Genomic DNA, 22,611 nt, shown 5'->3' with positions numbered 1-22,611 from the left:
TTCGGACCGCCGCGGAATCACTTCTCGCGGCCCGTGGGCGGCGTGCTCCGGCCCGTTGACGCAGAGCACTCTGAGAATCCCATGTGACTGATGTGACAGGCAGGTGATATTCCTGTGCCGTGCATTCCATGATCACCCGGACCCCGCGGCGCGCCCTGCCCGCCGCCGTCGCAGCCCTCGCCACCGCCGCCCTGCTGGCCGGCTGCACCAGCGGAGGCGGCACCGCCGCCGCGCCCTCGGCCTCCCCGGACGCCGCCGCCGTCGCGACGCCGAGCGCCGCCCCGACCCCGACGCCCAAGCCCACCGGCGCCGCCGACCCCGCCCTCAAGGCCTTCTACGGCCAGCAACTCGCCTGGGGCCCCTGCCAGAAGGACCCGCAGAACGAGGAGGACATCTCCGCGCTCCAGTGCGCCACCCTCAAGGTGCCGCTGAACTACGCCGCACCGGAGGTCGGCACCCTGGACGTCGCCGTGGTCCGCAACCCGGCGACCAAGCCCGACCAGCGGATCGGCTCGCTGCTGATCAACCCCGGCGGCCCGGGCGGCTCCGGCGTCGGGATGGTCACCTACGACCCCAAGGGCTTCGACGGCCCGGTGCACGACCGCTACGACATCGTCGGCTTCGACCCGCGCGGCACCGCCGGCACCAGCCCGCTCAACTGCCTGGACGACCGCACCCGGGACGACTGGCTGACCACCGACCAGCCTGCGGCCGACCACGGCAAGCAGCTGGCCGACGCCTGCCAGGCCAAGTACGCCCAGCTCCTGCCCTTCGTCAGCACCCGCAACAGCGCCCGGGACATGGACGTGCTGCGCGGCGCCCTCGGCGACCAGAAGCTCAGCTACCTCGGCCTGTCCTACGGCACCTACCTCGGCTCGCTGTACGCCGAGGAGTTCCCGGACAAGGTCGGCCGGCTCGTCCTGGACGGCGCCACCTCGGCCTCCACCTCGCTGGTCCAGCACAACATCGAGCAGCAGGGCGGCTTCGAGCGGGCCCTGAAGGCCTTCGCCGCGGACTGCGTCACCAAGGACGCCTGCTCGCTCGGCAAGGACCCCGAGCAGGCGGCGCAGAAGCTCGCCGCGTTCCTCGACGGGCTCAAGGACAAGCCGCTCAAGACGGAGAAGGGCCGCACCCTGACGTCCAGTGCGGCCTGGACGGGCGTGCTCAGCCGGCTCTACGGCGGCGAGAAGGCCTGGACCGGGCTGCGCAACTCCATCGGCTGGGCGATGGTGCGCGGCAAGGGCGACTACCTGCTGGACCTCGCCGACGGCTACAACGGCCGCGACAAGGACGGCAAGTACCGCCCCTCGGCGGACGCCTACACGGCCATCCACTGCGCCGACGGCGCCACCGACGCCCCGGCCGGCGAGCAGTTGCAGGCCGCGCTGACCGACCTCGCCGCCAAGGCCCCGCTGGTCAGCAAGCACGACCCGATGGCCGCGCTGTTCGACCCGGACTGCCGGATCTGGCCGGCCGCCTCGACGGAGAGGCCGCACGCGGTCAAGAACACGGCCGCCGCCCCGATCGTGGTGGTCGGCACCACCGGCGACCCGGCCACCCCGTACGCCTGGGCGGAGAAGCTGACCGCCGAGCTCGGCAACGCCGTCCTGGTCACCCGCGAGGGCGAGGGCCACACCGGGTACGGCGCCAGCAAGTGCGTGCGCGCCTCGGTGGACGCCTTCCTGCTGGACGGGACCGTCCCGGCCGCGGGCATCCGCTGCCCGACGGACTGATCCGTCCCGCACGATGACGGCGCCGGGCCCGCGGGCCCGGCGCCGTCGCCGCTTTCCGGGTCAGTGCCCGGGGTGGTGGACGAACCGGTAGGTGTCCCGGTCGAGTTCGGTGACCTGGACGCCGATGGCGGCGGGCCCGGCGATCCGGGCGCGCAGGGCGGCGAGCACCCGGGCGGTCAGTTCGGCGCGCTGCTCGGCGCTGCGGCCGGCCAGGATCTTCACCTCGACCAGCACCACGGCCTCGCCGCTCGTCCCGTCGCCGACCCGGTGGCCGCCGGCGGGGCGGAAGAGCGTCTTGCAGTCCGCCACCGTGGTGTCGATCACCTCGGTGATCGCCTGGTGGACCTCGGCGGCCAGCGCCGTCCGGTCGAAGTCGAGTTCGGCCGAGTGGTCGACCAGGATCTGCGGCACGGGAACCTCCGGGAGTCGTTGCCGGGACGCCGCCGACGCTACCGGACGGGCCCCGAGCGCAAACCCCGGGCCCCGGCGCGGGGTGCGGCGCCGGGGCCCGGGGCTGTCCGGTGGAGCGGTGGCCGGGTCAGCAGCCGAAGTCGACCTTGCGGAAGGTCACGTAGTGGTCGGCGGTGTAGTAGTCCTCGTGGTACTGCTTGCCGGTGACGATGCGACGGGTGCCGCGGGTCGGCGAGCCCGGGGTGACCACGGTGTACTCGTGGTAGTAGCCGGTCGCCTGCGCGGGCAGCACGCGCTCCTTGTTCTGGAAGACGACGCCGTCCTGGCTGTACGGGAAGGGACCGCCGGAGGCGATCAGGTTGAGGGTGGTGTGGGCCTGGGAGGGCAGGGCCGACAGGCACACCGAGCCGCTGACCGCGGCGTGCGCCTCGGTGGCGACGGCGATCGGCGCGAGGGTGACCAGGGCGACGGTGGCGGTGGCGGCGACGCGGGACTTCCACGCGCGTAGAGTTCGGGTCATGACAACCAGGATGGCGATCCTCCGGGCCCTCCGGAAGCCCCGTTCCAACTCTTCACCTCCGGTCAACTTCGCCGCCCCTCACAGGACTTGACCAGGTCAGCCGCGCGACAGAACCAGCGACTGGACCGACGCCAGCCGGCGCCAGTCACTGGAGACGATGCTCGCGTGCGCCTTCGCCAGCTGCTCGGTGCGGGCCCTCGCCTGGTCGGCCGTCGGGTCGGTGGCACTGATCTCCGGGGCGACCAGGTGGGAGTCCGTCATCACCAGCAGGTAGTGGGCGTTGTCGTACCAGGCGGTGTCGATGCTCCTGACGAAGGTGGAGGCGTCGCCGTCGAAGACCACGAACCAGGGCCGGATCGAGGTGTCCGCGCCGGTGTACTGGCTCCGCGGGTCGCCGGTGGCGGCGCCGAGCACGGACGGGAAGACCTGCGCCTGGCCGATCCGGCCCGCCGCCGCCAGGTCGCGCAGGTGCCGGCCCTGCTCCACGTCGGTGTGCAGGGTGTCGAAGGGGTTGCCCAGCTCGACGGTGCCCGGGATCGCGTACAGCAGCACCTTCCCGGCCAGCGCCGAGCGGCGCGGCCAGTTGCCCGCCCGCACCGCCTCGTCGACGCTCGCGTACGAGCCGCCGCCGGGCTTGGCCAGCAGGTCGGCCGGGCGCAGCACGGCGGAGCCCAGGTGGTCGGCGATCAGCGCGTCCAGCTGGTCCGGGCCCATCCCGAGGTCGGCCGAGTAGCCCGGCTTGAGCTCCAGCTTGATCACCAGCGGCCCGGCGCCCGGGTGCGCGGCGAGCCAGACCCGGACGTCGTCCAGGCAGTTCTCCAGGTACTGGTCGGTGCTGCCGCCGTACAGCTGGGCGGGGGTGCTCGCGGCGGTGCAGTTGTTGGAGTTGCCGAACGGGTTGGAGTGGCTGACCTGCCACCGCTTGGTGAAGATGTTCGGCCACAGGTCCAGCTCGATCATCCCGGTGCCGGTGTCCAGGCCCTGGGCGAGGTACGGGAAGGCCGCCGGGTCGTAGGTGTTGTGGAGGCCGACGGTGGTCGCGGAGCCGAACGGCAGGTCGCCCGGCCCGGCCGTGGTGGCGTCCGCCGGGGCGGTCGGGATCAGCGCGGCCGCGGCGGCGATCAGGCCGGCGGCCAGGAGTCCGGTCAGGGTGCGGCGTACGGTCATCGGAACGGTCCCCCAAGTCGTGGGATGCCGGCCGCCCTGCTCCCGGGCAGCCTGACGAAGCATCGCCCGCCCGGGCGTGCTCAGGATGAAGAAGGCACGACAATAGCGTGACGGCTGCACCGCTTCTCCCCCGCTCCCCTCCCCTTCCTCCACGCGCTCCGCACCCGTCCCACCCGCCACGCCCGGGACGGTGACGGAACGTCATGGCGTCGGAGCCGCGGGTTAGCGTGGCCCGCGAAACGGGGCGCGGCCGACCGGTGCGCGCCGAGGCGCCGAGCGGCGGAGGCTGCGATGTCCCTGGTCCGGGTCCACAACTTCTCGATCTCCCTGGACGGCTACGGCACGGGCGAGGGCCAGAGCCTCGACGCGCCGTTCGGCCACGCCGGCGGCCGGCTGCACAGCTGGTTCTTCGGCACCCGGACGTTCCGGCGGATGCAGGGCGAGGAGGGCGGCAGCACCGGCGTGGACGACGCGATCGCCCGCACCTGGGCCGACGGCATCGGCGCGGAGATCATGGGCCGCAACAAGTTCGGCCCGCAGCGCGGCCCCTGGCAGGACGAGGACTGGCGGGGCTGGTGGGGGCCGAACCCGCCGTTCCACACCCTGGTCTTCGTGCTCACCCACCATCCGCGCCCCTCGGTGGAGATGGACGGCGGGACGGTCTTCCACTTCCTGGACGCCTCCCCCGAGGAGGCGCTGCGCCGGGCCAGGGAGGCGGCCGGCGGCCTGGACGTGCGGATCGGCGGCGGCCCGAGCAGCGTCCGCGCCTTCCTGGCCGCCGATCTGGTCGACCACCTGCACGTGGTCGTGGTGCCGGTGCTGCTCGGCCGGGGCGAGCGGCTCTGGGACGGGCTCGAAGGGCTGGAGCAGCGCTTCCGCACCGAGGCGGTGAGCAGCCCGAGCGGCGTCACCCACCTCACCTTCACCCGGCCGTAGCCGGCCCCCGTGCGCACGACGGCGGCCTCCCCGCGGGTACGGGGAGGCCGCCGTCGTGCGGTGCTACCGGATCAGACCCGGTCGGCCGCGATCAGCACGTACTGGAAGGAGCCGTCCTTGTAGGACTCGATGAACGCCTCCTCGATGCCGGTCACCAGCGAGGTGGTGTTCCGCAGCTCCCAGTAGGGCAGGGTGTCCGGCGTCAGGTCGATGACGGCCTGCGGCACCAGGCGGTTGTCGGCCATCGCCCGCAGGTACTCGCGGCGGGAGTGGATGTTGCACTCGAAGTGGGCGTTGATCTGCGAGACCCACTTCGAGGGCTGGCCGTAGCGCGGGTTCCAGCAGCCGGTGATGGTCACGTACCGGCCGCCGACGCTCAGCACCCGGGAGTGCTCGGCGAACAGGTCGTGCAGGTCGACGTACATGCTGGACTCGTTGTTCCAGGAGCCCGCGACCGAGCCGGTCTCGATGGGCATGTTCAGCATGTTGGCGACCTGGGAGCGGACGAACCCGCCGATGCCCAGCTCGGCGGCGCGCTTGTTGCCGAAGTCGGCCTGCTGGGTGGAGAGGGTCAGGCCCTCGACCCGGCAGCCGAAGCGCTGGTGGGCCATCACCATCGAACCGCCGCGGCCGCAGCCGGCGTCGACCAGGGTGTGGTCGGCGCGGATGTCGCCGAGGTGGCCGAGCAGCACGTCGGCCTGGGCGGACTCCAGCCGGTGCAGCTCGGCGATCACCTTCTTCTCGCGCTCGGCGTCGGCCGGGTCCCCGATCGCGGCCTGGTCGATGGCGCCGATGCCGTAGTGGTGGTGGTAGAGGCCGTCGACGTCACCCAGGCGGAGGTTGACCGGACGGGCCTCGTGGTCCCAGTAGCGCGCGATGTCGCCCTGGTACGGAGTCGCCGGGCCGGGGATGGTGTTGCCGGGGGTGGTGATGTCGTCGGTCACGGACATGGGTCAGCTCCTAGCGGATGGTCAAGGGGTCGGTCATCAAGGGAAATGCGCTAACGGCGGGAGGTGGTGCCCCCGGAGGGGCCGGTGTCACCAGAAGTCGGGCAGGGTGTAGCGGTAGGTGTTGGTCTGGTGCCAGTAGTGGTTGCCGTCGACCCACGCGGACACACCGCGCAGGAACCGTACGAGTGTCGGCACCGGGCAGGACACGGCCAGGGCGGCCGCCTCGGCCTCGAAGGCCAGCATCAGCTCGTTGTGGACCTCGACCGCCTTCAGGTAGCCCTCCTTGCGGGAGACGCCCTCGCGCTCGGAGATCACCACCGGCAGGTTCAGGTGCAGTCCGGGGCTGGCCAGCTCCTTCATGTACGAGTACAGGTCGTTGACGATGGTGGTGGCGTTGCCGGCCAGTGCGATCACCCGCTGCATGGCGGGCAGCGCGTGCAGCTCGGCGGGCAGCTCGTAGCCGCCGACGGTGTCCGTGATCGTCGGGCAGGGGCGGAAGTTGTTGAACTGGCGCATGGCCAGGTACTCCCACACCTCCGGGACGTGGTCCGCCTGGTCCCAGGAGGCCTCGGCCAGGTACCCCAGGTGCAGCCGCGCCATGTCGTGCCGGAACCGGTCCGACTGGGAGGGCGTGGCGGCCCGGGTGAAGTACTCCATCGCCGAGTGGTAGGCGCGCCGGGGCGCGTCCGAGCTCAGCGAGGCCTCCCAGCCCGGGTGGTACTCCGTCGTGGTGTGCAGCGGGTCCAGCGCGGTGTGCGCGAGCAGCAGGCGGCTGCCCAGGCCGATCGGCGAACCGCCGAGGTCCTCGCAGTAGCAGTCGTCCACCGCGTTCTCGGCCACCATCAGGCGGGCCGCGAGCATCAGGTGGTCGACGCTCGGCGCGTCCGGGTGGCAGGCCACCATGTAGCGCCCGGTGGAGAAGCCGTTGAAGTCCTTCTCCCACTCCGGCGGGTAGAGCTCGATCTCCTCCATCGCCCAGACCTTGAGCTTCGCGCTCAGCGCCTCCACCCGCACCGGGTCGGGCTCGGCGACCGGGTGGTGGTAGAGGCCGGGGATCGGGTCGCCGCTCCGGGGCTTGCCGCCGCTCGGCGCCTCGGCGGCCGACCCGGCGGCGGCCGGGGTCGGGGTCGCGGCGGTCGGGACGGGCAGGACGTGGGCGGACGGCACCCGGAACCCGGGCGTCGCCGCCGCGGTCTCGGTCACCGTCGTGGTCTCGGTCACGGTCGCGGTCGCCTCGGGCGCCGGGACCACCTCGACCGGGACCTCGGGCGTCGGAGCCTGGGGCGCCGAGGCCTCGTCCGCCGGGGCCTGCGGCCTGAACTGCAGCCCGGAGGTACCCAGTCCGCTGGGCCCGCGCAGGATCCGTTCGATCGCGGGGGAGCTCATGGGCCCACCACCGGGGCGGTGACGGGCCCGGATGGTGTGTCCGGCCAGGCGCACAGGGGCATGGAGCCTCCTCTGAAGGGGGTCGCACAATATGACGGGTCGTCATCCCACCCGCCTCGAACGGGATCTCCGGTCTCCGGCCCCGTCTCGCTCGGTTCACCACCGTAGGCGCGAAGGCGCGTTCCGCATCGCACCAGACGATCTTCATCACCCGATAGGGTGAACGTTCCCCATGCGGGTGTTTGGGCGCGCCCCCGTCGTGCATCACCCCGCCCCGCACCTGGGCACTCCTGTCACGAACCCGCCCGCCGAGCCGCCCGTCCGCGCGTCAACTTGCCGCCACTCGCGCGTGTCCCGCTCCCGCCGGCCGCGTCGTCCCGCTCGTGGCGCGGGCTGTTCGAACGCGAAACGAAATCACCCACGGCCGCCCGCCGGGGGCCGGTCGATCGTCCCGGGCCGGGCCCGGTGCGGGGCCGGGCGCGTAAGGCGGGACAGAATGGGCACGGCGCCGTCGAGGAGGCGGGGCCAGGAAGGAAGACCAGCGCATGGAGAGCCAGGCCCGCAGCCGCACCGCACTCGTGGAGCAGCTCATGGAGCGCTATCCCGACGTGCCCCGGGAGGCGGTGATCAAGGAGGACCTGCTGCGCGGCGGCATGGCCTTCGACGAGTCCGCGCTGAGCGGCAGCGCGGGCGCCGACGGGGGCGGCGAGGTCAAGCCGAAGTCGTACTTCATCTTCTCCTTCGACCACCGCACGCTGCCCGAGCTGGGCGCGGCCGCGCTCAACCGGCCACCGGAGGAGGTCGTGCTGACCGGCGGGCCGTACGGGCTGCGCCGCACGGTGGTGTCGGTGCGGGTGAACCCGGACTCGCCGTACCGGGTCGGCGCCGGGGACGACGGCACGCTCGGCCTCTACCTGGACGGTGCGCGGATCGCCGACGTCGGCCTGCCGCCGATGCCGGACTACTACCGGCACACGCTGGCCAACGGGAAGTCGGTGATGGAGGTCGCCCCGACCATCCAGTGGGGCTACCTGATCTACCTCACGGTGTTCCGGGTCTGCCAGTACTTCGGCGCCAAGGAGGAGTGCCAGTACTGCGACATCAACCACAACTGGCGCCAGCACAAGGCGGCCGGCCGCCCGTACACCGGGGTCAAGCCGGTCGAGGAGGTACTGGAGGCGCTGGCGATCATCGACCGGCACGACACCGCCCGGGCCTCCCAGGCGTACACCCTCACCGGCGGCGCGATCACCTCGCACGTCGGCGGCCGGGACGAGGCCGACTTCTACGGGCAGTACGCCAAGGCCATCGAGGAGCGCTTCCCCGGCCGCTGGATCGGCAAGGTGGTGGCCCAGGCGCTGCCGCGCGAGGACGTCCAGCGCTTCCACGACTACGGCGTGCGGATCTACCACCCCAACTTCGAGGTGTGGGACAAGCGGCTGTTCGAGCTCTACTGCCCCGGCAAGGAGCGCTACGTCGGCCGGGACGAGTGGCACCGCCGGATCCTCGACTCCACCGAGGTGTTCGGCCCGGAGAACGTGATCCCCAACTTCGTCGCGGGCGTGGAGATGGCCGAGCCCTTCGGCTTCACCACGGTGGACGAGGCGATCGCCTCCACCGAGGAGGGCCTGCGCTTCTTCATGTCCCGCGGCGTGGTGCCGCGCTTCACCACCTGGTGCCCCGAGCCCACCACCCCGCTCGGCAAGGCCAACCCGCAGGGCGCGCCGCTGGAGTACCACATCCGGCTGCTGCAGACCTACCGGGGCACCCTGGAGGAGTTCGGCCTCTCCTCCCCGCCCGGGTACGGCCCGGCGGGCCCCGGCAAGGCCGTGTTCTCGGTGAGCTCCTTCATGGACTCGCTGACCGGCTGAGGACCCGCCCCGGTGGTGCGGGCCGCGACGCCCGCACCACCGGCCGCCGTCAGCCCGCGTGCTGCGGGCGGACGGTGAGGATCTGCTCGGCCCGGCCCAGCGGCCCGCGGACGTCGTGCAGCACGGTGCTGGTGACGCCGTGCCCGGCCGGGCCGAAGCTGACGCTGGTGTCCAGGCCGGTCCAGCCGCCCTCGGGGCGGCGGTGGAAGTGGATCGTCAGGTCGGTGTTGGGGAACATCCACTCGGTGGGGCTCTGCCGCACGGCGATGCCGTTGGCGGTGTCCACCAGCATGACGAAGGAGGCGTGCGGGCCGCTGGGCTCCCCGGCGACCAGCTCGACCGGGGTGGAGAGCCAGGCGGCGGCGCGGCCCGGGGCGCTCTCCCGGCGGCGGACGTCGATCGAGGCGATGTAGCCGCCGCCCCAGACCCCGCGCATCGTCCAGGGCTCGAACTCCTCGGGCGCGGGCAGCGGCTCGTCGTGGGTGCCGGCGACGGCGGTGGTGTCCAGCTCGGCGAGGAACCAGGCGCGGGCCCGGACCACGGCGCGCCCGCCGATCGTCACGGTGGCCTCGACCAGCTCGATGGTGCGGCCGGGGCGGACGGTCTCCACCGTGATCTCGCACTCGTCGAGGGCGATCAGGCCGAGTATGTCGTAGCTGATCCGGGCCAGCGCCAGGCTGTCGGCGGGGCGGCCGGTCCCCTGCTGGTCGGCCCTTCGCTGGTCGGCCCGGTACCGGTCGATGGCGTGCACGATCAGGCCGCCGAGCGGGCTGAAGTGCTGCTCGTCGGGGTGCCAGGCGCCCTGCGCCTGCACGGTGGGCTTGTAGGTGTGGTCGCCGGTGCGCTGGTAGTAGCTGTCGGGCGCGGCGTTGGGGGTGGTCACGTGCGCTTCTCCTCGGGCCGGATCGCTGGCTGCCGGGCGGGCGCCGCCGGGGTACGACGGCGCCCGACCTCGGCGTTCAGGATCGTAAGGGGCCGAACCGCCCGCGCGGCGTCACGGGTGACGCATCCCACACCCCCGGGGGATCCGGCCGGTCAGTGCGCGGCGAGCGGGTAGTGGTCGGAGAGGTCGGTGTAGGTGTAGCTCTTGCCCCAACTGCTGACCGTCCAGGGCGCGCTGTGCACCCGGACCACCTCGTTGACGTACTGCTGCGGGCGGGCGTGGTCGGCCCGGTAGAGGACGTAGTCGAGGTCCTCCTTGGGCTCGCCCGGGTAGCGGTAGGCGGCGATGGAGTTGTCGACGGTGTCGAAGGAGTTCGGCCAGCCGGTGCGGGCGGAGGCCGGGGCGAGGTTGCCGTTGCTCAGCAGCGCCTGGTACTCGGAGCCGTGCGAGTCGATGTTGAGGTCGCCCGCGACCAGGACCGGCTCGTCGGCCGGGATCCGCTTGGCGTCCAGGAAGGCGCGCATCGCGGTGAGCTGCTTGGCCCGGATGTCCGCGGCCTGGCCGCTCGCGCAGCCGGAGTCGGTGGACTGGAGGTGGGTGCCGACCACGTGGGTGCGGCGGCCGTTGACGTCCAGCACCGCGTAGGCGAAGCCCTTGTTGGAGAACCAGTCCGAGCCGCAGGCGTCCTTGAAGACGTACTGCTCCTTGCGCAGGATCGGCCACTTGCTGAGCAGGGTGACGCCGCCGTCCTCGGGGGTGGTGGAGCTGTAGCTGCCGGAGGTGGCGTCCCAGCCGCTGGTGGAGCGGCCGACCACCGGCGTGTGGTACGGGTAGGCGGCCGAGGCCTTGGCGGTGAGCGCGTCGGAGGCCGCGTTGTCGAAGGCCTCCTCCAGCACGACCACGTCGTGGCCCTGGAAGAAGTCCGCCGAGGCGATGGCCTGCGCCCGGTACTGCTGGCCCCAGTTGGGGTAGAGCGAGGTGCTCATCAGGAAGGTGTTGTAGGTCAGCACGTCGAGCCGGGGCGCGGTCGTCGGGGCGGTCTCGGCCGAGGCCGGGGCGGCGCCGAGCACGGCGAGGACGGTGGCGGCGGCACCGGCGGCGAGGGTGCGGCGGACGGACGACAGGGGCATCGGGCCTCCAGGAGGGCATCGCGGGTGTTGTCGTGGACCCGTCGGGTCAAGGGATGTTGTGTATCCAACTCGGCTCCCCGCACGGCCCGCAAGACAGCGGGCGAGCATGTGATGAACTCGTCGGTAACACCCGCGTCGAGGGCCTGACGGGCGGTCACCGCCCCGCCCCTCCGTACCGCGTGCCGGGAGCGGCGGTCAGACTGTCCCCAGCACCACGGAAGAACGGACGGGGGAAGGCATGGCCCGCAGGAAGAAGCAGAAGAGGCCGCTCGCGGAGGGGGTGGTCCGGCCGCCGAAGCGGGTCCGCAGGCGCCCGGAGCCGCAGCTGTCGCCGAAGGCGGTCCGCCGGACGGCCTGGCTGGTCGGGGTGCTCACCCCGGTGCTGATGGTCGGCCTGGCCGCGCTCGGCAGCAACCCGGACTACGAACTCCCCTGCGGCATCCTGGCGTTCGTGGTGCTCTCGGCGGGCGTCATCGGGCTCGGCTTCGTCCGGCCCCGCGGCCTGGTCATCTGGCCGGCCGTCCTGTTCGGCGTGCTGCTGCTGGCGCTGCCGGCGGGGAGCATCCGGGCGCAGATCCTCGCCGACCGCGGGGTGGAGACCGCGGTGGTGGTCACCGCGGCCCACAGCGCCAAGGACAAGAACGGCACCGTCAGCTGGACCTGCGACCTCCGCCGCGCCGACGGCCGGCCGCTGCCGCACGGCCGGGTCGGCGGCTTCGGCTGCTCGGCGTACGCCGTCGGCGACACCGAGAACGTCCTGGTCGACCCGGCGGGCTGGGCCCCGCCGGTCTCCCTGGACGAGGACCTCCCGTTCCGCCGCGGCGGCGTCTACGTCACCGCGGCGCTGGCCGTCCTGTGGGGCCTGCTCACCCTGGTCGCGGCGCGCCGCACCCTGCGGGATCCGGGCGCCGCGGCCGGTCAGCGGGGCGGCAGGTAGCGCACCAGGACGTCGGAGCCGGTGCCGTTCAGGGCGCCGAACAGCAGGGTGGTGCCGAACGCGTCCACCGCGGGCGCGAAGGACGGGCCGACGCCCTCGGCGACCCGCTCGACCAGGCCGCTCCGCAGGTCCCGCCGGAAGAGGTCCGGGGCGCCGTTGGTGTCGCCGGGCACCAGGCCGGCGTCGTCCGAGACGAAGTAGACCCAGCGGTCGTCCGCCGTCATGACGCCCGGCTGGGTGCCGGCGGGGGCCACCTCGGTGACCGCCCCGGTGCGCAGGTCGCGGGCGAGGAGCGCGACGCGGGTGGCGCCCTGGCCGCGCTCGAACACCCGGAACAGCGCGAACCGGCCGTCGGGGCTCAGCCGGCTCTGCCGCACGGCGTCGCGCAGGGTGCCGCTCGCGTCGACGCTCGCGCCCTCGATCCGGCCGGTGCGGGTGTCGTGGACGTAGAGCGGGAAGAGCTGGCGGGCGGGCGGCGGCTTCAGGGCGGGCCGGGCGGTCGGGCCGGTCGCGGCGGCCGGCAGCAGGTTGGCCGCCTTCGACCGGAACGCGACGGTCCGGCCGTCCGCGCTGAGCGAGGGCTCCACCGAGCCGCCGTCGGCGGGGGCGCCGCCCTGCCCGGTGCTGACCAGCCGGGTGCCGCCGGACCGGCGGTCCGTCAGGTAGACGTTGGCGGTGCCGGCCGCCGCCCCGGGGGCGAGGTCGGCGCGGTCCGAGGAGTAGGCGACGAAGCGGCCGTCGGCGCTGATCGCGGGGCTGACGGAGTTTCCGGCGCCGGTGCCGGCGGTGACCAGCTCGGTGCGGCCGGTCAGGCGGTCGCGGACGTAGACGTCGGTGCGGCCGCTGCCGTTCCCGGGGACGGCGTTGGCGGCGTCGCTGCTGAAGGCGACGTAGCGGCCGTCGGCACTGATCGCCGCCTGGCTGGTGGAGCCGTCCAGCTGGGCGCCGTCGTCGGCGAGGCTGACCCGCTCGGTGTGCCGCGTCCACAGGTCGCGGACGAAGACGTCGTAGAGGCGGTTGGTATCCCCGGGCACCAGGTTCGAGGCCAGCGAGGTGAACAGGGCGTACCGGCCGTCGGCGCTCAGCCCGAGCGGCTCGGACCAGTCGTCGGCGGGCGCGCCGTCGGGGCTCACGTTCACCCGGACCGGGTCACCGCTCGCGGACGCGGATGTGAGCGTGAGCGTGGCCGCGGGCTCGGGCCGCGCGTGGGCCGCCGGTGCCGCGGTGCCTGCCAGCAGCGCGGCCGCCAGGACACAGACCACCCGGAGCGTCGTCGTCTTCATGGGCTCCCCTCCCCTTGGATTCATCGTGGATTCCCCCGCACTCCCCCGTCCCCCCAGGAGGAAGCCAACCCTCCGGTCGTGGCCACGGTCAACCCGGTCACCCCCGAGACGGGTACGATCTCGCCAACTCCCCTCCACATCAGGCGTGTTCCCGCTCTTCCTTGCCGGTTCGGCAAAAACCCCTTGGCCGCGCGCGGCCACCGGTGCGAGGGTCCGGGAATGACCGTTGACGAACCCTTTGCCCTGCCGACGGCCCTGCCCGGCGGCCTGCTCCTGCGCGAGTCCCGGCCGGAGGACGAGGAGCGGATCGGCGCGCTGCTCACGGAGCGCGGCGCCCCGGGGGACGCGCTCGACCACCGCCTGGTGGTCGAGGACCCGGACGCCGGCCGGTCGGCCAGCGCCGTGGTGGTCGACGGCGACCGGGTCGTCTCCACCGCCACCCTGCTGGACGAGGAGCTGCGCCTCGGCGGTGTCCGGCTGCCCGCCGGGCAGGTCGACATGGTCGCCACCGACGGGGAGTACGAGGGCCGCGGCCTGGTCCGGGCCCTGCTGCGGTGGGCGCACGCACGCTCCGCCGCGCGCGGGCACGTGGTCCAGGTGATGATCGGAATCCCGTACTTCTACCGGCTGTTCGGCTACGAGTACGCGATCGACATCCCGGTCTCGCGGCCGCTGCTCACCGCCCCGCCCAGCACCGGCGCCGGGGACGCCCCCGCGCTGCGCACCGCCCGAGCGGCGGACCTGCCCGCGCTGGCCGCGCTCCAGGAGCAGGCGCAGCGCGGCTTCGACCTCGCGATGGGCCACGCCCCCGCCCGCTGGCGCTGGCTGCTGGCGCACGAGGCGAGCACGCTGCGGGTGGTCGAGCGCGCGGGCGAGGTGGTGGCGGTGGGCCGCACCACCCCGGTGGACGACGGCGAGTTCCACCTGGTCGAGGCGGCCGCCGCGGACGAGCGGGCGGCGCGCGAACTGCTGGCCGGTGTGGCGGCGTTGGCGCCCGAGGCACGGCTCCAGGTGGTGCACCGGCCCGGCACCCTGCCGGCCACCGTCTGGCACGGGCTGCTGGACGACACCCCGCGCCCCGAGGCGGAGCAGTACTACGTCCGCATCCCCGATCCGGCCGTGCTGCTCGACCGGCTGCGCCCCCTGTTCCGCCAACGCCTCGCCGCCGCCGGCCTGGACCGCGCCGACGGCGAACTGCTGCTCTCCACCTACCGTGCGCACTACCGGATCCCGCTCGGCGCGCAGGAGTCGGGCGCGGTGGTCACGGGCGGCACGATGCAGGGCACGGGCCCGGGCGGCGGCGTGGGCGTGGCGCCGGACGCGCTGGCGGCGCTGCTCTTCGGGCCGTACGGGCTGGAGGGGTTGAGCCGCATCCGGCCGGACGTGTACGGGCGTGGGGACGAGGAGCTGCACCGGGCGCTGTTCCCGCCGCTGACGTCCGATCTGCTGACGTACTACCTGCCGTGACGTCCCGTCCGCCGGGCCCCGTCACGGGGACCCCGCCCTGTCGGGGCCCGGCGGCCGGGGCGTAGGGTGCGCCCTGTGAACGAACTGATCTTCCGGGGGAAAGACAAGTTCCGCCCGTCCTGGTCCGATTTCGGTCTGCTCGCGGTCATCCTCGCGGCCCAACTGGTCATCGGCTACGAGAGGCTCGGCCTCGTCCCGACGCTCCTGATCGTCGCCGGGACCCTGGTGATCGCCGTCCCGAGCCGCTTCGCCACCATGCGGTGCTGGAGCCGGGTCGGCGCCGACGGGATCACCCTCTGCTGGGGGCTCGGCCGTGGCCGCACCTACTCCTGGCAGCAGATCGCCTGGATCGACGTGCGGGAGACCAAGGGCTTCGGCATGAGCGAGGGCACGCGCGCGGCCCGGATCCACACCGTCGACGGCCGGCGCCGCTCGCTTCCGGCCCTCCAGAGCAGCACCTTCTACCCGTCGGCCGACTTCGACACGGACTTCCGCCGGGTCGTCAACTGGTGGGAGCTCAGCACCGAGCCGGGCGAGCGCGTCCGGCCGGGCGCCCAGGTGCGGGACCGGCTGACGCCGGTGAAGGTCGGGCTCCTGGCCTCCGTCGTCCTCGGTGCCGTCATCCTCGTCGACGTCCTGCGGTAACCACCGGAACTCCCGGTTCGGCTCCGGTTCCCGGGTGGGAGCCGGAGCCGACCTGTGTTCCGCGCGACCGAAGCGCCATCGGCGCACCGCGGTGCCGCCGGTCAGTCGACCACGGTGACCGTGAAGCCCTCGGGCGCCCGCAGCCGGACCGCGCCGGTGTGGTCGGTGGTCACCTCGATCGGCAGTCCGGCCACCGTCAGCCCGTCGATCCGCAGCGACTCGTACCCGGCGGGCACCCGCGCCCGGACCGTCAGCCGGTGGCCCGGTGCGTCGGCCTCCAGGCCGAGCAGCGACTGGAGGACCGTCACGGCGGAGGCGGCGGCCCAGGCCTGCGGGCGGCAGGACGCCGGGTACGGGACGGGACGGGCGTAGCGCTCGCGCGGGTGGCCGCCGAAGAGCTCGGGCAGCCGGTGGTCGAAGCCCGCGGCGGCGCGCACCAGTCCGGCGGCCAGCGGCTCGGCGGCCTCGTGCAGTCCGGCCTTGGCGAGGCCGTGGACGGCGATGGCGCTGTCGTGCGGCCAGACCGAACCGGTGTGGTAGCCGAGCGGGTTGAAGCCGGCCGCGGCGGCGTCCAGGGTGCGCAGCCCGTAGCCGCTGTCCATGCCCGGGGCGGTGAGCCGGGCGGCGACCAGGGCGCTCTCCTCGGCGTCGAGCAGGCCGGTGCCGAGCAGGTGGCCCATGTTGGAGGCGATCGAGTCGACCCGGCGCTTGTCCCCGTCGAGGGCGACCACCGGGTAGCGGCCGTTTCCGTCCTCGGTCCAGAAGGCGTCGCGGAAGCGTTCCCGCAGCCGCTCGGCCCACTGCCGCCAGTGCTCGGCACCGGGGCGGCCGAAGGCCTCCAGCAGGTCGGCCGCCTTGACCGCCGCCTCGTGGGCGTAGGCCTGGACCTCGCTGAGCGCGATCGGGGCGTCGGCGATCCGGCCGTCGCGGAAGCGGATGCTGTCGGAGGAGTCCTTCCAGCCCTGGTTGGACAGGCCGCTGCCGGTGCTGTCCACGTACTCCAGGAAGCCGTCGCCGTCCGCGTCGGCGTACCGCTCCAGCCAGTCGAGGGCGGCCTCGGCGTGCGGGAGGAGGTCCTCGACCTGGTCGGTGGGCAGGCCCCAGCGCCAGGCGTCGTGCAGCAGGACGAGCCAGAGCGGGGTGGCGTCGGCGGTGCCGAAGTAGCAGGGCGGCAGGTGGGCGCCGGTGTCGAGGTGCTGCTCGGCGCGGCGGACCTCGTGCAGGATCTTGCCGGGCTGCTCCTCGGTGGCCGGGTCGACGGCGCGGCCCTGGCGCCGGGCCAGGGTGCGCAGTGTGCCGGCGGCGAGTTCGGTGCCGAGCGGGAGGAGCATCCGGGCGGCCCAGAGCGAGTCGCGGCCGAACAGGGTGAGGAACCAGGGCGCGCCGGCGCCGAGGAAGGTGTCGGCGGGGCTCAGCGGGTCGGTGAGCAGCAGGCCGCGCAGGTCCTGGTGGGAGCGGGCGAGCCAGTGGCCGAGGTCGTGTTCGCGGCCGGTGACCTCGGGGGTGCGCCAGGGGGCGGCGTCGGCGGGCGGGGCGGGGAAGAGGTCGCCCTCGGCGTGTTCGGCGGTGCACTCCAGGACGGCGTGCCAGGACTGGCCGGGGGCGAGTTCGATGTCGTAGCCGGCGGTGCCGGTGGCGGGGTCGAGGTGGTCGGGGGCCGGGGTGAGGGCGAGGACGGCGGTGAGCGGGCCCCGGCTCCAGCGCAGTGCGTCGTCGCCGTCGGCGCCGGGGGTCAGCGGGGTGTCGGCGCGGCCGGCCTTGACGGTGTCCATCGCGGCGAAGTCGCTCTCGGCGCGCAGGTCCAGGCGCAGCCGGGCGGTGAGGTCGCCGCCGTTGTGGACGGTGTAGCGCTCGGTGAGGCGTCCGGGGGCCAGCTCGCGGCGGCGTTCCAGGGTGGTGGCCGGGTCGGCGGTCCGCTCGGCGAGGCCGCGCAGCACGGTGACGAAGGTGGTGCTGCCGTCCGGGCCCTCGGCGGTGGCGACGGGTGCGTTGGGGACGCCGGGGACGGTGGCCTCCAGGCGGGAGAGGATCCGGCGGTCCCCGTGGAAGAAGCCGTCCGCTCCCCCGGCGAACCGGCCGTCGGGGCGGGAGGCGCAGAAGCTCGGGGCGGCCACGGAGAGCCGGGCGTCGTGCAGGAACGGCTGCAGGTCAATCGCTTCCATCGCTGACATGGTCTCTTCATCCTCTGCTGGGGGCTTGACAGTTGCTTCCACCCGGGCGCAACCTTTCTGCCGTTGGAGCGTTCCAAGACATTAACCCCCCTGGTGGGGATGATGGAACCCCGGATTGGAACGCTCCAACATTCATGTCGATGGAGACAGAACCTAGGATCGCCGTCATGCATGCACACTCATCGCCCCGGCCCAGGACAGGGTCCGCCGTGACCCTCGAAATGGTCGCCGCCCGGGCCGGCGTGGGCCGCCAGACGGTCTCCAACGCGATCAACTCGCCCGAGCTGCTGCGCCCGCAGACGCTGGAGCGGGTCCGGCGCGCCATCGACGAGCTCGGCTACCGGCCGCACCGGGCCGCGCAGGCCCTGAAGACCAGGGCCAGCCGGCTGATCGGCTACGGCATCCGCTCCAGCAGCACCGGCGTCGCGACCCCCGTCCTGGACCGGTTCCTGCACTCGCTCTCCGAGGCCGCCGACCGGGCCGGCTATCGGGTGGTGCTGTTCGCCGTCGCCCCCGGGGACGACGAGCTCACCAGCTACCGGCAGCTGCTGGACGAGCACGGCGCGGACGGCTTCGTGCTCAGCGGCACCGACCGCGGCGACCGCCGCCAGGGCTGGCTGCACGAACAGGGCGTCCCGTACGTCGCCTTCGGCCGCACCTGGAGCGGCCGGGACGTCGGCGACTGGGTCGACGTGGACGGCGCCGCCGGGACCTCGGCCGCCGTCCGGCACCTGGCCGGGCTCGGCCACCGCAGGATCGGCTTCCTCGGCTGGCCCAAGGGCTCCGGCGTCGGCGACGACCGCGCCCGCGGCTGGCAGAGCGCGATGCGCGAACTCGGCCTGCCCACCCGGGGCCGCCGGGCCGAGAGCCCGGACGATCCGGAGCGCGCCACCGAGGCCGCCGAGCGGCTGCTCGCGGCCGGCGCGACCGCGGTCGTGGCCGCCAGCGACACCCTGGCCCTCGGCTGGTACCAGGCGCTGCGGCACGACGGCCGCACCCCCGGCCCGGAGGCGGCCGTCATCGGCTTCGACGACTCGCCGATCGCCCCCCTGCTCTTCCCCTCGCTGTCCAGCCTCGCCCAGCCGCTCGACGCGGTCGGCCGCGAGTGCATGCGGCTCCTGCTCGACCGGCTCGGCGACCGGCAACGGCCGACCGAACACGTCCTGCTGGAACCGGAACTGGTGCTCCGCGAAAGCGTGTGACACCGCTCCCCCGAGCCGTCTCCGACCCATCCCCCCACCCTCGCAAGGAGATCACGCATGGCCACCTCCCGCACCCTCGCCGCGGCCGCCGTCTGCGCGGCCGTCGCCCTCGGCGCCGTCACCGGCTGCTCCTCCTCCGGCGGCTTCGGCGACTCGACGGCCAAGCAGTCCTCCGGCGGCAAGCAGGACCTGACGGTGCTGATCGCCACCTCCGGCGAGGCCGAGACCGCCGCGGTCAAGGCGGCCACCGCCGCCTGGGCACAGCAGACCGGCAACACCGTCACGGTGCAGATCGCCAGCAACATCAACCAGCAGCTCGGCCAGGCCCTCGCCGGCGGCACCCCGCCGGACCTCTTCTACGTCAACTCCGACCAGTTCGCGAACTACGCCAAGGGCGGCTCGCTCTACGCCTACGGCGACCAGATACCCGACGCCGCGGACTTCTCCGAGCAGCTGCGCAAGGCCTTCAGCAGCGACGGCAAGCTCACCTGCCTGCCCAAGGACAGCTCCACCCTGGGCCTGGCGATCAACACCGACCTCTGGAAGCAGGCCGGCCTGACCGAGGCCGACTACCCCACCACCTGGCAGCAGCTGTCCGACGACGCCGCCAAGCTCACCAAGGACGGCGTCAGCGGCCTGGTCACCGCCCCCGACTACCAGCGGGTCGGCGCCCTGCTGAAGGAGGCCGGCGGCTGGATCACCGACCCCGAGCAGAAGACGATGACCGCCGACAGCCCGGCCAACAAGCAGGCGCTGGAGTACCTCCAGTCCATGATGAAGGCCGGCTCCGCCAAGTACGTCGCCGAGGTGGACGCCGGCTGGGGCGGCGAGGCGCTCGGCAAGGGCAAGGCCGCGATGACCATCGAGGGCAACTGGCTGAAGGGGGCGATGGCCAAGGACTTCCCGAACGTCCCGTACAAGGTGCTCCCGCTGCCCGCCGGCCCGGCCGGCCCCGGCACCCTCGCCTTCAGCAACTGCTGGGGCATCGCCGCCAAGAGCACCCACCAGGCCGCCGGCGTCGACCTGGTCAAGCACCTGACCAGCGCCGACCAGCAGCTGGAGTTCTCCAAGGCCTTCGGCGTGATGCCCTCGCGCACCAGCGCACTGGCCACCTACGCCCAGCAGTACCCGGAGTCCAAGGCCTGGGTCGACGGCGTCGCCACCTCCCAGCCGCCGGTCACCATCGCCGGGTTCAACCAGGTGCTCACCCAGTTCAACACCGACCTCCAGTCGCTGAAGACCGGTGACCCGGCGGCCGTCCTGGGCAGCCTCCAGCGCAACGGCGAGCAGGCGCTCAAGAATGCCAAGTAAGAGCGCCGCCCGTACCGACCGCACCGCCCGTACGGCCCGCACCGCCGGGACGAAGGCCGGGCGCGGCCTGCGCGAGGGAGCGTGGGGCTGGCTGTTCACCGGCCCCATGGTCCTCGTCCTCGGGCTCTTCATGGTCCTGCCCATCGCGATGGCCCTGTGGGTCAGCCTGCTGCACTGGGACGGCCAGTCCAATCCCTTCAGCGGCAGCGCGGACTTCGTCGGCCTGGACAACTACCGGCGGCTGTTCACCCAGGACGGCCTGGACCGCACCCTGTTCGCCACCTCGCTGCGCAACACCCTGTACTACGTGGTGCTGACCGTGCCGCTCCAGACGGTGCTGGCGCTCTTCCTCGCCATCGCCGTCAACCAGCGGATGCTGCGCGGCCGGGGCGCCCTGCGCACGGTGTTCTACTTCCCGTCCGTCACCAGCTCGATCGCCGTCTCGACGGTCTTCCTCTTCCTCTTCCAGGGCAGCGGCGCCGTCAACCGGATGCTCGGCTGGCTCGGCGTCCAGGGGCCGAACTGGTTCGCCGACCCGCGCGGACTGGTCTGGCTGGTGCTCGGCTGGTTCGGCGTCGACCAGCCCGCGCCGACCGCCGGCGGGCCGCTCGGACTCCCCTGGTCCGAGTGGTTCGCCGGGCCCTCGGTCGCGATGTCCACCCTGATCCTGATGGCGGTCTGGACCACCTCCGGCACCTTCATGCTGATCTTCCTCGCCGCCCTCCAGGACATCCCGCGCGAACTGGAGGAGGCCGCCGCCCTGGACGGCGTCAACCGCCGCCAACTGCTGCGCCACGTCACCCTGCCCGCGCTGCGGCCCGTCCTGTTCCTCGTCCTGACCCTCGGCCTGATCTCCACCTGGCAGGTCTTCGACCAGGTCTACGTGATGGGCAAGGGCGCCCCCGGCAACACCACCCTCACCCCCGCCTACCTGTCCTACTCCTCCGGCTTCGACAACGCCGACTACGGGCAGGGCGCCGCCATCGCGTTCGTCCTGCTCGGCCTGATCCTGCTGCTCACCGCCGTCCAGCGGTGGGTGCTGCGGGAACGGGACGGCAAGCCGGGGCGGAAGGGAGCCCGACGTGCCGCGCACTGACGCCCCGCGGGCCGAGGACCGGCCGGTCCTCGGCCGCTTCCCCCGACCGCTGCGCCTCCTCGGCTACGCGGCCCTGGCCGGCTTCGCGCTGATCTACCTGCTGCCGTTCCTGCTGCAGCTGGTGAACAGCTTCAAGACCGACCCGGACGCGGCCGCCCACCCGATGTCGCTGCTCCCCGACGGCGGCACCCTCGCCTCCTACCGGCGGCTGCTCGGGCTGGCGGACGGCGTGGAGAACGTCCCGTTCCTGCGCTGGCTGGGCAACAGCGTGGTGGTGACCGTCCTGGTCACGGCCGGCCGGGTGCTGTTCGACTCGATGGCGGGCTACGCGCTGGCCCGGATCAGGTTCCCCGGCCGGCGGCTGCTCTTCGGCTTCGTGCTCGCCGTGATGGCGGTGCCGGGCGTGGTGCTGCTGATCCCCAAGTTCCTGGTGCTGAAGAGCTTCGGCATGTTCGACACCTACAGCGGGATGGTCCTGCCCCTGCTGGTCGACGCCGCCGGGATCTTCATCATGAAGCAGTTCTTCGAGTCGGTGCCGCGCGAGATCGAGGAGGCGGCACGGATCGACGGCGCCGGGACCTTCCGGATCTTCTGGTCGGTCGTGCTGCCGATGTCCCGGCCCTCCCTGATCACCCTCACCGTGCTCTCCTTCCAGGGCTCCTGGAACGAGTTCACCCACTTCCTGGTCTCCACCCAGTCCAGCGACCACGACACCCTGACCACCGGACTCGCCCACTTCGTCGCCGGCGGCCTCGGCTCCGGCACCCAGTACCCGCTCAAACTGGCGGCCGCGCTCGTCTCCACCCTCCCGGTGGCGCTGCTGTTCTTCTGCTTCCAGCGGCACTTCGTGCGCGACGCCAACTCGGGCTCGTCCAAGGGCTAGCCCCCGCTTCTTCCCCTCTCCCATCCCTTCCGCACCACTCTGGAGAACGCCCGTGCCCGCCCGCATCGAGGACTACGCGCTGATCGGCGACATGCAGACCGCCGCCCTGGTCGGCCGGGACGGCTCCGTCGACTGGCTCTGCCTGCCCCGCTTCGACTCCCCGGCGGTCTTCGCCGGCCTGCTGGGGACCGACGAGCACGGCTTCTGGCGGCTCGGCCCGGGCGGCGACACCGCCGCCCCGGCCGTGCCCGCCGACCGCCGCCGCTACCGGGGCGACTCGCTGATCCTGGCGCAGGAGTGGGACACCGACGGCGGCACCGTGCGGGTGGTGGACTTCATGCCCCCGCGCGGTACCGCCGCCCCGCAGCTGATCCGGATCGTCGAGGGCGTCTCCGGCACCGTACGGATGCGCTCCGCACTGCGGATGCGCTTCTCCTACGGCCGGGTGGTGCCCTGGGTCCGCCGCGTCGAGGAGGGCGGGCAGTCGCGCACGGTGGCCGTGGCCGGCCCCGACTCCGTCTGGCTGGACGGCGAGGCCGAGACCTACGGCCGCGACCTCACCACCTACGCCGACTTCACCGTCACCGCCGGGGAGCGGATCGCCTTCGCCCTCACCTGGCAGGCCTCCC

20 protein-coding genes are annotated in these 22,611 nt (G+C 73.2%); 11 read left to right on the top strand and 9 right to left on the bottom strand.

Annotated elements, in window-relative coordinates:
* Positions 1-128: 128 nt before the first annotated feature.
* Positions 129-1,733: an alpha/beta hydrolase gene (locus tag ACFY4B_RS31225; RefSeq protein ID WP_074003172.1), complete on the top strand. Its 1,605-nt coding sequence runs from the start codon at positions 129-131 to the stop codon at positions 1,731-1,733.
* A gap of 60 nt (positions 1,734-1,793) precedes the next feature.
* Here ACFY4B_RS31225 and ACFY4B_RS31220 read toward each other — a convergent pair whose 3' ends face one another.
* The 3 genes from ACFY4B_RS31220 to ACFY4B_RS31210 all read right to left on the bottom strand — a co-directional run bounded on the left by ACFY4B_RS31220 (position 1,794) and on the right by ACFY4B_RS31210 (position 3,831).
* Complete coding sequence (locus ACFY4B_RS31220; RefSeq protein ID WP_375877678.1) at positions 1,794-2,144, bottom strand: 5-carboxymethyl-2-hydroxymuconate Delta-isomerase; 351 nt, start codon at positions 2,142-2,144, stop codon at positions 1,794-1,796.
* 127 nt (positions 2,145-2,271) lie between these two features.
* Positions 2,272-2,664 carry a ribonuclease gene (locus tag ACFY4B_RS31215; RefSeq protein WP_387973610.1) on the bottom strand — a complete coding sequence of 131 codons (393 nt, stop codon included), beginning with the start codon at positions 2,662-2,664 and terminating at the stop codon, positions 2,272-2,274.
* A gap of 96 nt (positions 2,665-2,760) precedes the next feature.
* A complete protein-coding gene (locus tag ACFY4B_RS31210; RefSeq protein WP_387973607.1) occupies positions 2,761-3,831 on the bottom strand; it encodes a phosphatidylinositol-specific phospholipase C domain-containing protein in 1,071 nt (356 codons plus the stop codon).
* A 291-nt stretch (positions 3,832-4,122) separates the two neighbouring features.
* On the opposite strand from ACFY4B_RS31210, the gene ACFY4B_RS31205 reads away from it, so the two are divergent.
* Positions 4,123-4,767, top strand: a complete 645-nt coding sequence (locus tag ACFY4B_RS31205; RefSeq protein ID WP_387973604.1) for a dihydrofolate reductase family protein — start codon at positions 4,123-4,125, stop codon at positions 4,765-4,767.
* A gap of 71 nt (positions 4,768-4,838) precedes the next feature.
* Here the strand turns inward: ACFY4B_RS31205 and ACFY4B_RS31200 are convergent, their stop codons facing one another.
* A complete protein-coding gene (locus ACFY4B_RS31200; protein WP_074003176.1) occupies positions 4,839-5,717 on the bottom strand; it encodes a geranyl diphosphate 2-C-methyltransferase in 879 nt (292 codons plus the stop codon).
* Positions 5,718-5,804: 87 nt separating this feature from the next.
* Positions 5,805-7,103, bottom strand: coding sequence for a family 2 encapsulin nanocompartment cargo protein terpene cyclase (locus tag ACFY4B_RS31195; RefSeq protein WP_387973601.1), 1,299 nt, complete (start codon positions 7,101-7,103; stop codon positions 5,805-5,807).
* A gap of 545 nt (positions 7,104-7,648) precedes the next feature.
* Between ACFY4B_RS31195 and ACFY4B_RS31190 the strand changes: the two genes are divergently transcribed.
* The gene (locus ACFY4B_RS31190; RefSeq protein WP_049651571.1) at positions 7,649-8,974 is read left to right on the top strand and encodes a radical SAM protein; all 1,326 of its coding nucleotides are present in this window, start codon (positions 7,649-7,651) and stop codon (positions 8,972-8,974) included.
* 49 nt (positions 8,975-9,023) lie between these two features.
* On the opposite strand, the gene ACFY4B_RS31185 is transcribed toward ACFY4B_RS31190, so the two are convergent.
* On the bottom strand, positions 9,024-9,857 hold the full coding sequence (locus tag ACFY4B_RS31185) for a thioesterase family protein (RefSeq protein ID WP_387973598.1): 834 nt from the start codon (positions 9,855-9,857) through the stop codon (positions 9,024-9,026).
* A 152-nt stretch (positions 9,858-10,009) separates the two neighbouring features.
* On the bottom strand, positions 10,010-10,987 hold the full coding sequence (gene sph, locus ACFY4B_RS31180; protein WP_387973595.1) for a sphingomyelin phosphodiesterase: 978 nt from the start codon (positions 10,985-10,987) through the stop codon (positions 10,010-10,012).
* A 238-nt stretch (positions 10,988-11,225) separates the two neighbouring features.
* On the opposite strand from sph, the gene ACFY4B_RS31175 reads away from it, so the two are divergent.
* Positions 11,226-11,924 (top strand): hypothetical protein, encoded by a 699-nt coding sequence (locus ACFY4B_RS31175; protein ID WP_387973592.1) that lies wholly within the window; start codon positions 11,226-11,228, stop codon positions 11,922-11,924.
* Here the strand turns inward: ACFY4B_RS31175 and ACFY4B_RS31170 are convergent.
* Entirely contained in the window at positions 11,906-13,207 is a 1,302-nt protein-coding gene (locus ACFY4B_RS31170) for a hypothetical protein (RefSeq protein WP_387973589.1), read from the bottom strand. The two genes, ACFY4B_RS31175 and ACFY4B_RS31170, sit on opposite strands and share 19 nt — an antisense overlap.
* A gap of 219 nt (positions 13,208-13,426) precedes the next feature.
* Between ACFY4B_RS31170 and ACFY4B_RS31165 the strand changes: the two genes are divergently transcribed.
* On the top strand, positions 13,427-14,674 hold the full coding sequence (locus tag ACFY4B_RS31165) for a GNAT family N-acetyltransferase (RefSeq protein ID WP_387973586.1): 1,248 nt from the start codon (positions 13,427-13,429) through the stop codon (positions 14,672-14,674).
* A 75-nt stretch (positions 14,675-14,749) separates the two neighbouring features.
* On the top strand, positions 14,750-15,319 hold the full coding sequence (locus ACFY4B_RS31160; protein WP_380745284.1) for a PH domain-containing protein: 570 nt from the start codon (positions 14,750-14,752) through the stop codon (positions 15,317-15,319).
* A 101-nt stretch (positions 15,320-15,420) separates the two neighbouring features.
* Here ACFY4B_RS31160 and ACFY4B_RS31155 read toward each other — a convergent pair whose 3' ends face one another.
* Positions 15,421-17,481 carry a glycogen debranching N-terminal domain-containing protein gene (locus ACFY4B_RS31155; RefSeq protein WP_387973583.1) on the bottom strand — a complete coding sequence of 687 codons (2,061 nt, stop codon included), beginning with the start codon at positions 17,479-17,481 and terminating at the stop codon, positions 15,421-15,423.
* 218 nt (positions 17,482-17,699) lie between these two features.
* On the opposite strand from ACFY4B_RS31155, the gene ACFY4B_RS31150 reads away from it, so the two are divergent.
* From ACFY4B_RS31150 to ACFY4B_RS31130, 5 genes are all read left to right on the top strand, one after another.
* The gene (locus tag ACFY4B_RS31150) at positions 17,700-18,692 is read left to right on the top strand and encodes a LacI family DNA-binding transcriptional regulator (protein ID WP_387973580.1); all 993 of its coding nucleotides are present in this window, start codon (positions 17,700-17,702) and stop codon (positions 18,690-18,692) included.
* Between the two features lie 57 nt (positions 18,693-18,749).
* Entirely contained in the window at positions 18,750-20,003 is a 1,254-nt protein-coding gene (locus tag ACFY4B_RS31145) for an extracellular solute-binding protein (protein WP_387973577.1), read from the top strand.
* On the top strand, positions 19,993-21,099 hold the full coding sequence (locus ACFY4B_RS31140) for a carbohydrate ABC transporter permease (RefSeq protein WP_387973574.1): 1,107 nt from the start codon (positions 19,993-19,995) through the stop codon (positions 21,097-21,099). Before ACFY4B_RS31145 ends, ACFY4B_RS31140 begins: the two co-directional genes overlap by 11 nt.
* Entirely contained in the window at positions 21,086-21,982 is an 897-nt protein-coding gene (locus ACFY4B_RS31135) for a carbohydrate ABC transporter permease (RefSeq protein ID WP_079272266.1), read from the top strand. Before ACFY4B_RS31140 ends, ACFY4B_RS31135 begins: the two co-directional genes overlap by 14 nt.
* 52 nt (positions 21,983-22,034) lie before the next feature.
* Positions 22,035-22,611: trehalase-like domain-containing protein (locus ACFY4B_RS31130; RefSeq protein WP_387973571.1), on the top strand; the 577-nt coding region annotated here is incomplete at its 3' end.

Origin of the sequence: Kitasatospora sp. NPDC001261, assembly GCF_042896795.1 — a bacterium.
GTDB lineage: Bacteria > Actinomycetota > Actinomycetes > Streptomycetales > Streptomycetaceae > Kitasatospora.
This window is presented reverse-complemented; position numbering and strand designations above follow the sequence as displayed.

What these genes read in the sequence shown, in the direction of transcription:
- ACFY4B_RS31225 (WP_074003172.1), top strand. Translation starts at nt 129, where the DNA reads ATGATCACCCGGACCCCGCGGCGCGCCCTGCCCGCCGCCGTCGCAGCC.
- ACFY4B_RS31215 (WP_387973610.1), bottom strand. Translation starts at nt 2,664, where the DNA reads ATGACCCGAACTCTACGCGCGTGGAAGTCCCGCGTCGCCGCCACCGCC.
- ACFY4B_RS31210 (WP_387973607.1), bottom strand. Translation starts at nt 3,831, where the DNA reads ATGACCGTACGCCGCACCCTGACCGGACTCCTGGCCGCCGGCCTGATC.
- ACFY4B_RS31205 (WP_387973604.1), top strand. Translation starts at nt 4,123, where the DNA reads ATGTCCCTGGTCCGGGTCCACAACTTCTCGATCTCCCTGGACGGCTAC.
- ACFY4B_RS31200 (WP_074003176.1), bottom strand. Translation starts at nt 5,717, where the DNA reads ATGTCCGTGACCGACGACATCACCACCCCCGGCAACACCATCCCCGGC.
- ACFY4B_RS31195 (WP_387973601.1), bottom strand. Translation starts at nt 7,103, where the DNA reads ATGAGCTCCCCCGCGATCGAACGGATCCTGCGCGGGCCCAGCGGACTG.
- ACFY4B_RS31190 (WP_049651571.1), top strand. Translation starts at nt 7,649, where the DNA reads ATGGAGAGCCAGGCCCGCAGCCGCACCGCACTCGTGGAGCAGCTCATG.
- sph (WP_387973595.1), bottom strand. Translation starts at nt 10,987, where the DNA reads ATGCCCCTGTCGTCCGTCCGCCGCACCCTCGCCGCCGGTGCCGCCGCC.
- ACFY4B_RS31175 (WP_387973592.1), top strand. Translation starts at nt 11,226, where the DNA reads ATGGCCCGCAGGAAGAAGCAGAAGAGGCCGCTCGCGGAGGGGGTGGTC.
- ACFY4B_RS31170 (WP_387973589.1), bottom strand. Translation starts at nt 13,207, where the DNA reads ATGAAGACGACGACGCTCCGGGTGGTCTGTGTCCTGGCGGCCGCGCTG.
- ACFY4B_RS31165 (WP_387973586.1), top strand. Translation starts at nt 13,427, where the DNA reads ATGACCGTTGACGAACCCTTTGCCCTGCCGACGGCCCTGCCCGGCGGC.
- ACFY4B_RS31155 (WP_387973583.1), bottom strand. Translation starts at nt 17,481, where the DNA reads ATGGAAGCGATTGACCTGCAGCCGTTCCTGCACGACGCCCGGCTCTCC.
- ACFY4B_RS31145 (WP_387973577.1), top strand. Translation starts at nt 18,750, where the DNA reads ATGGCCACCTCCCGCACCCTCGCCGCGGCCGCCGTCTGCGCGGCCGTC.
- ACFY4B_RS31140 (WP_387973574.1), top strand. Translation starts at nt 19,993, where the DNA reads ATGCCAAGTAAGAGCGCCGCCCGTACCGACCGCACCGCCCGTACGGCC.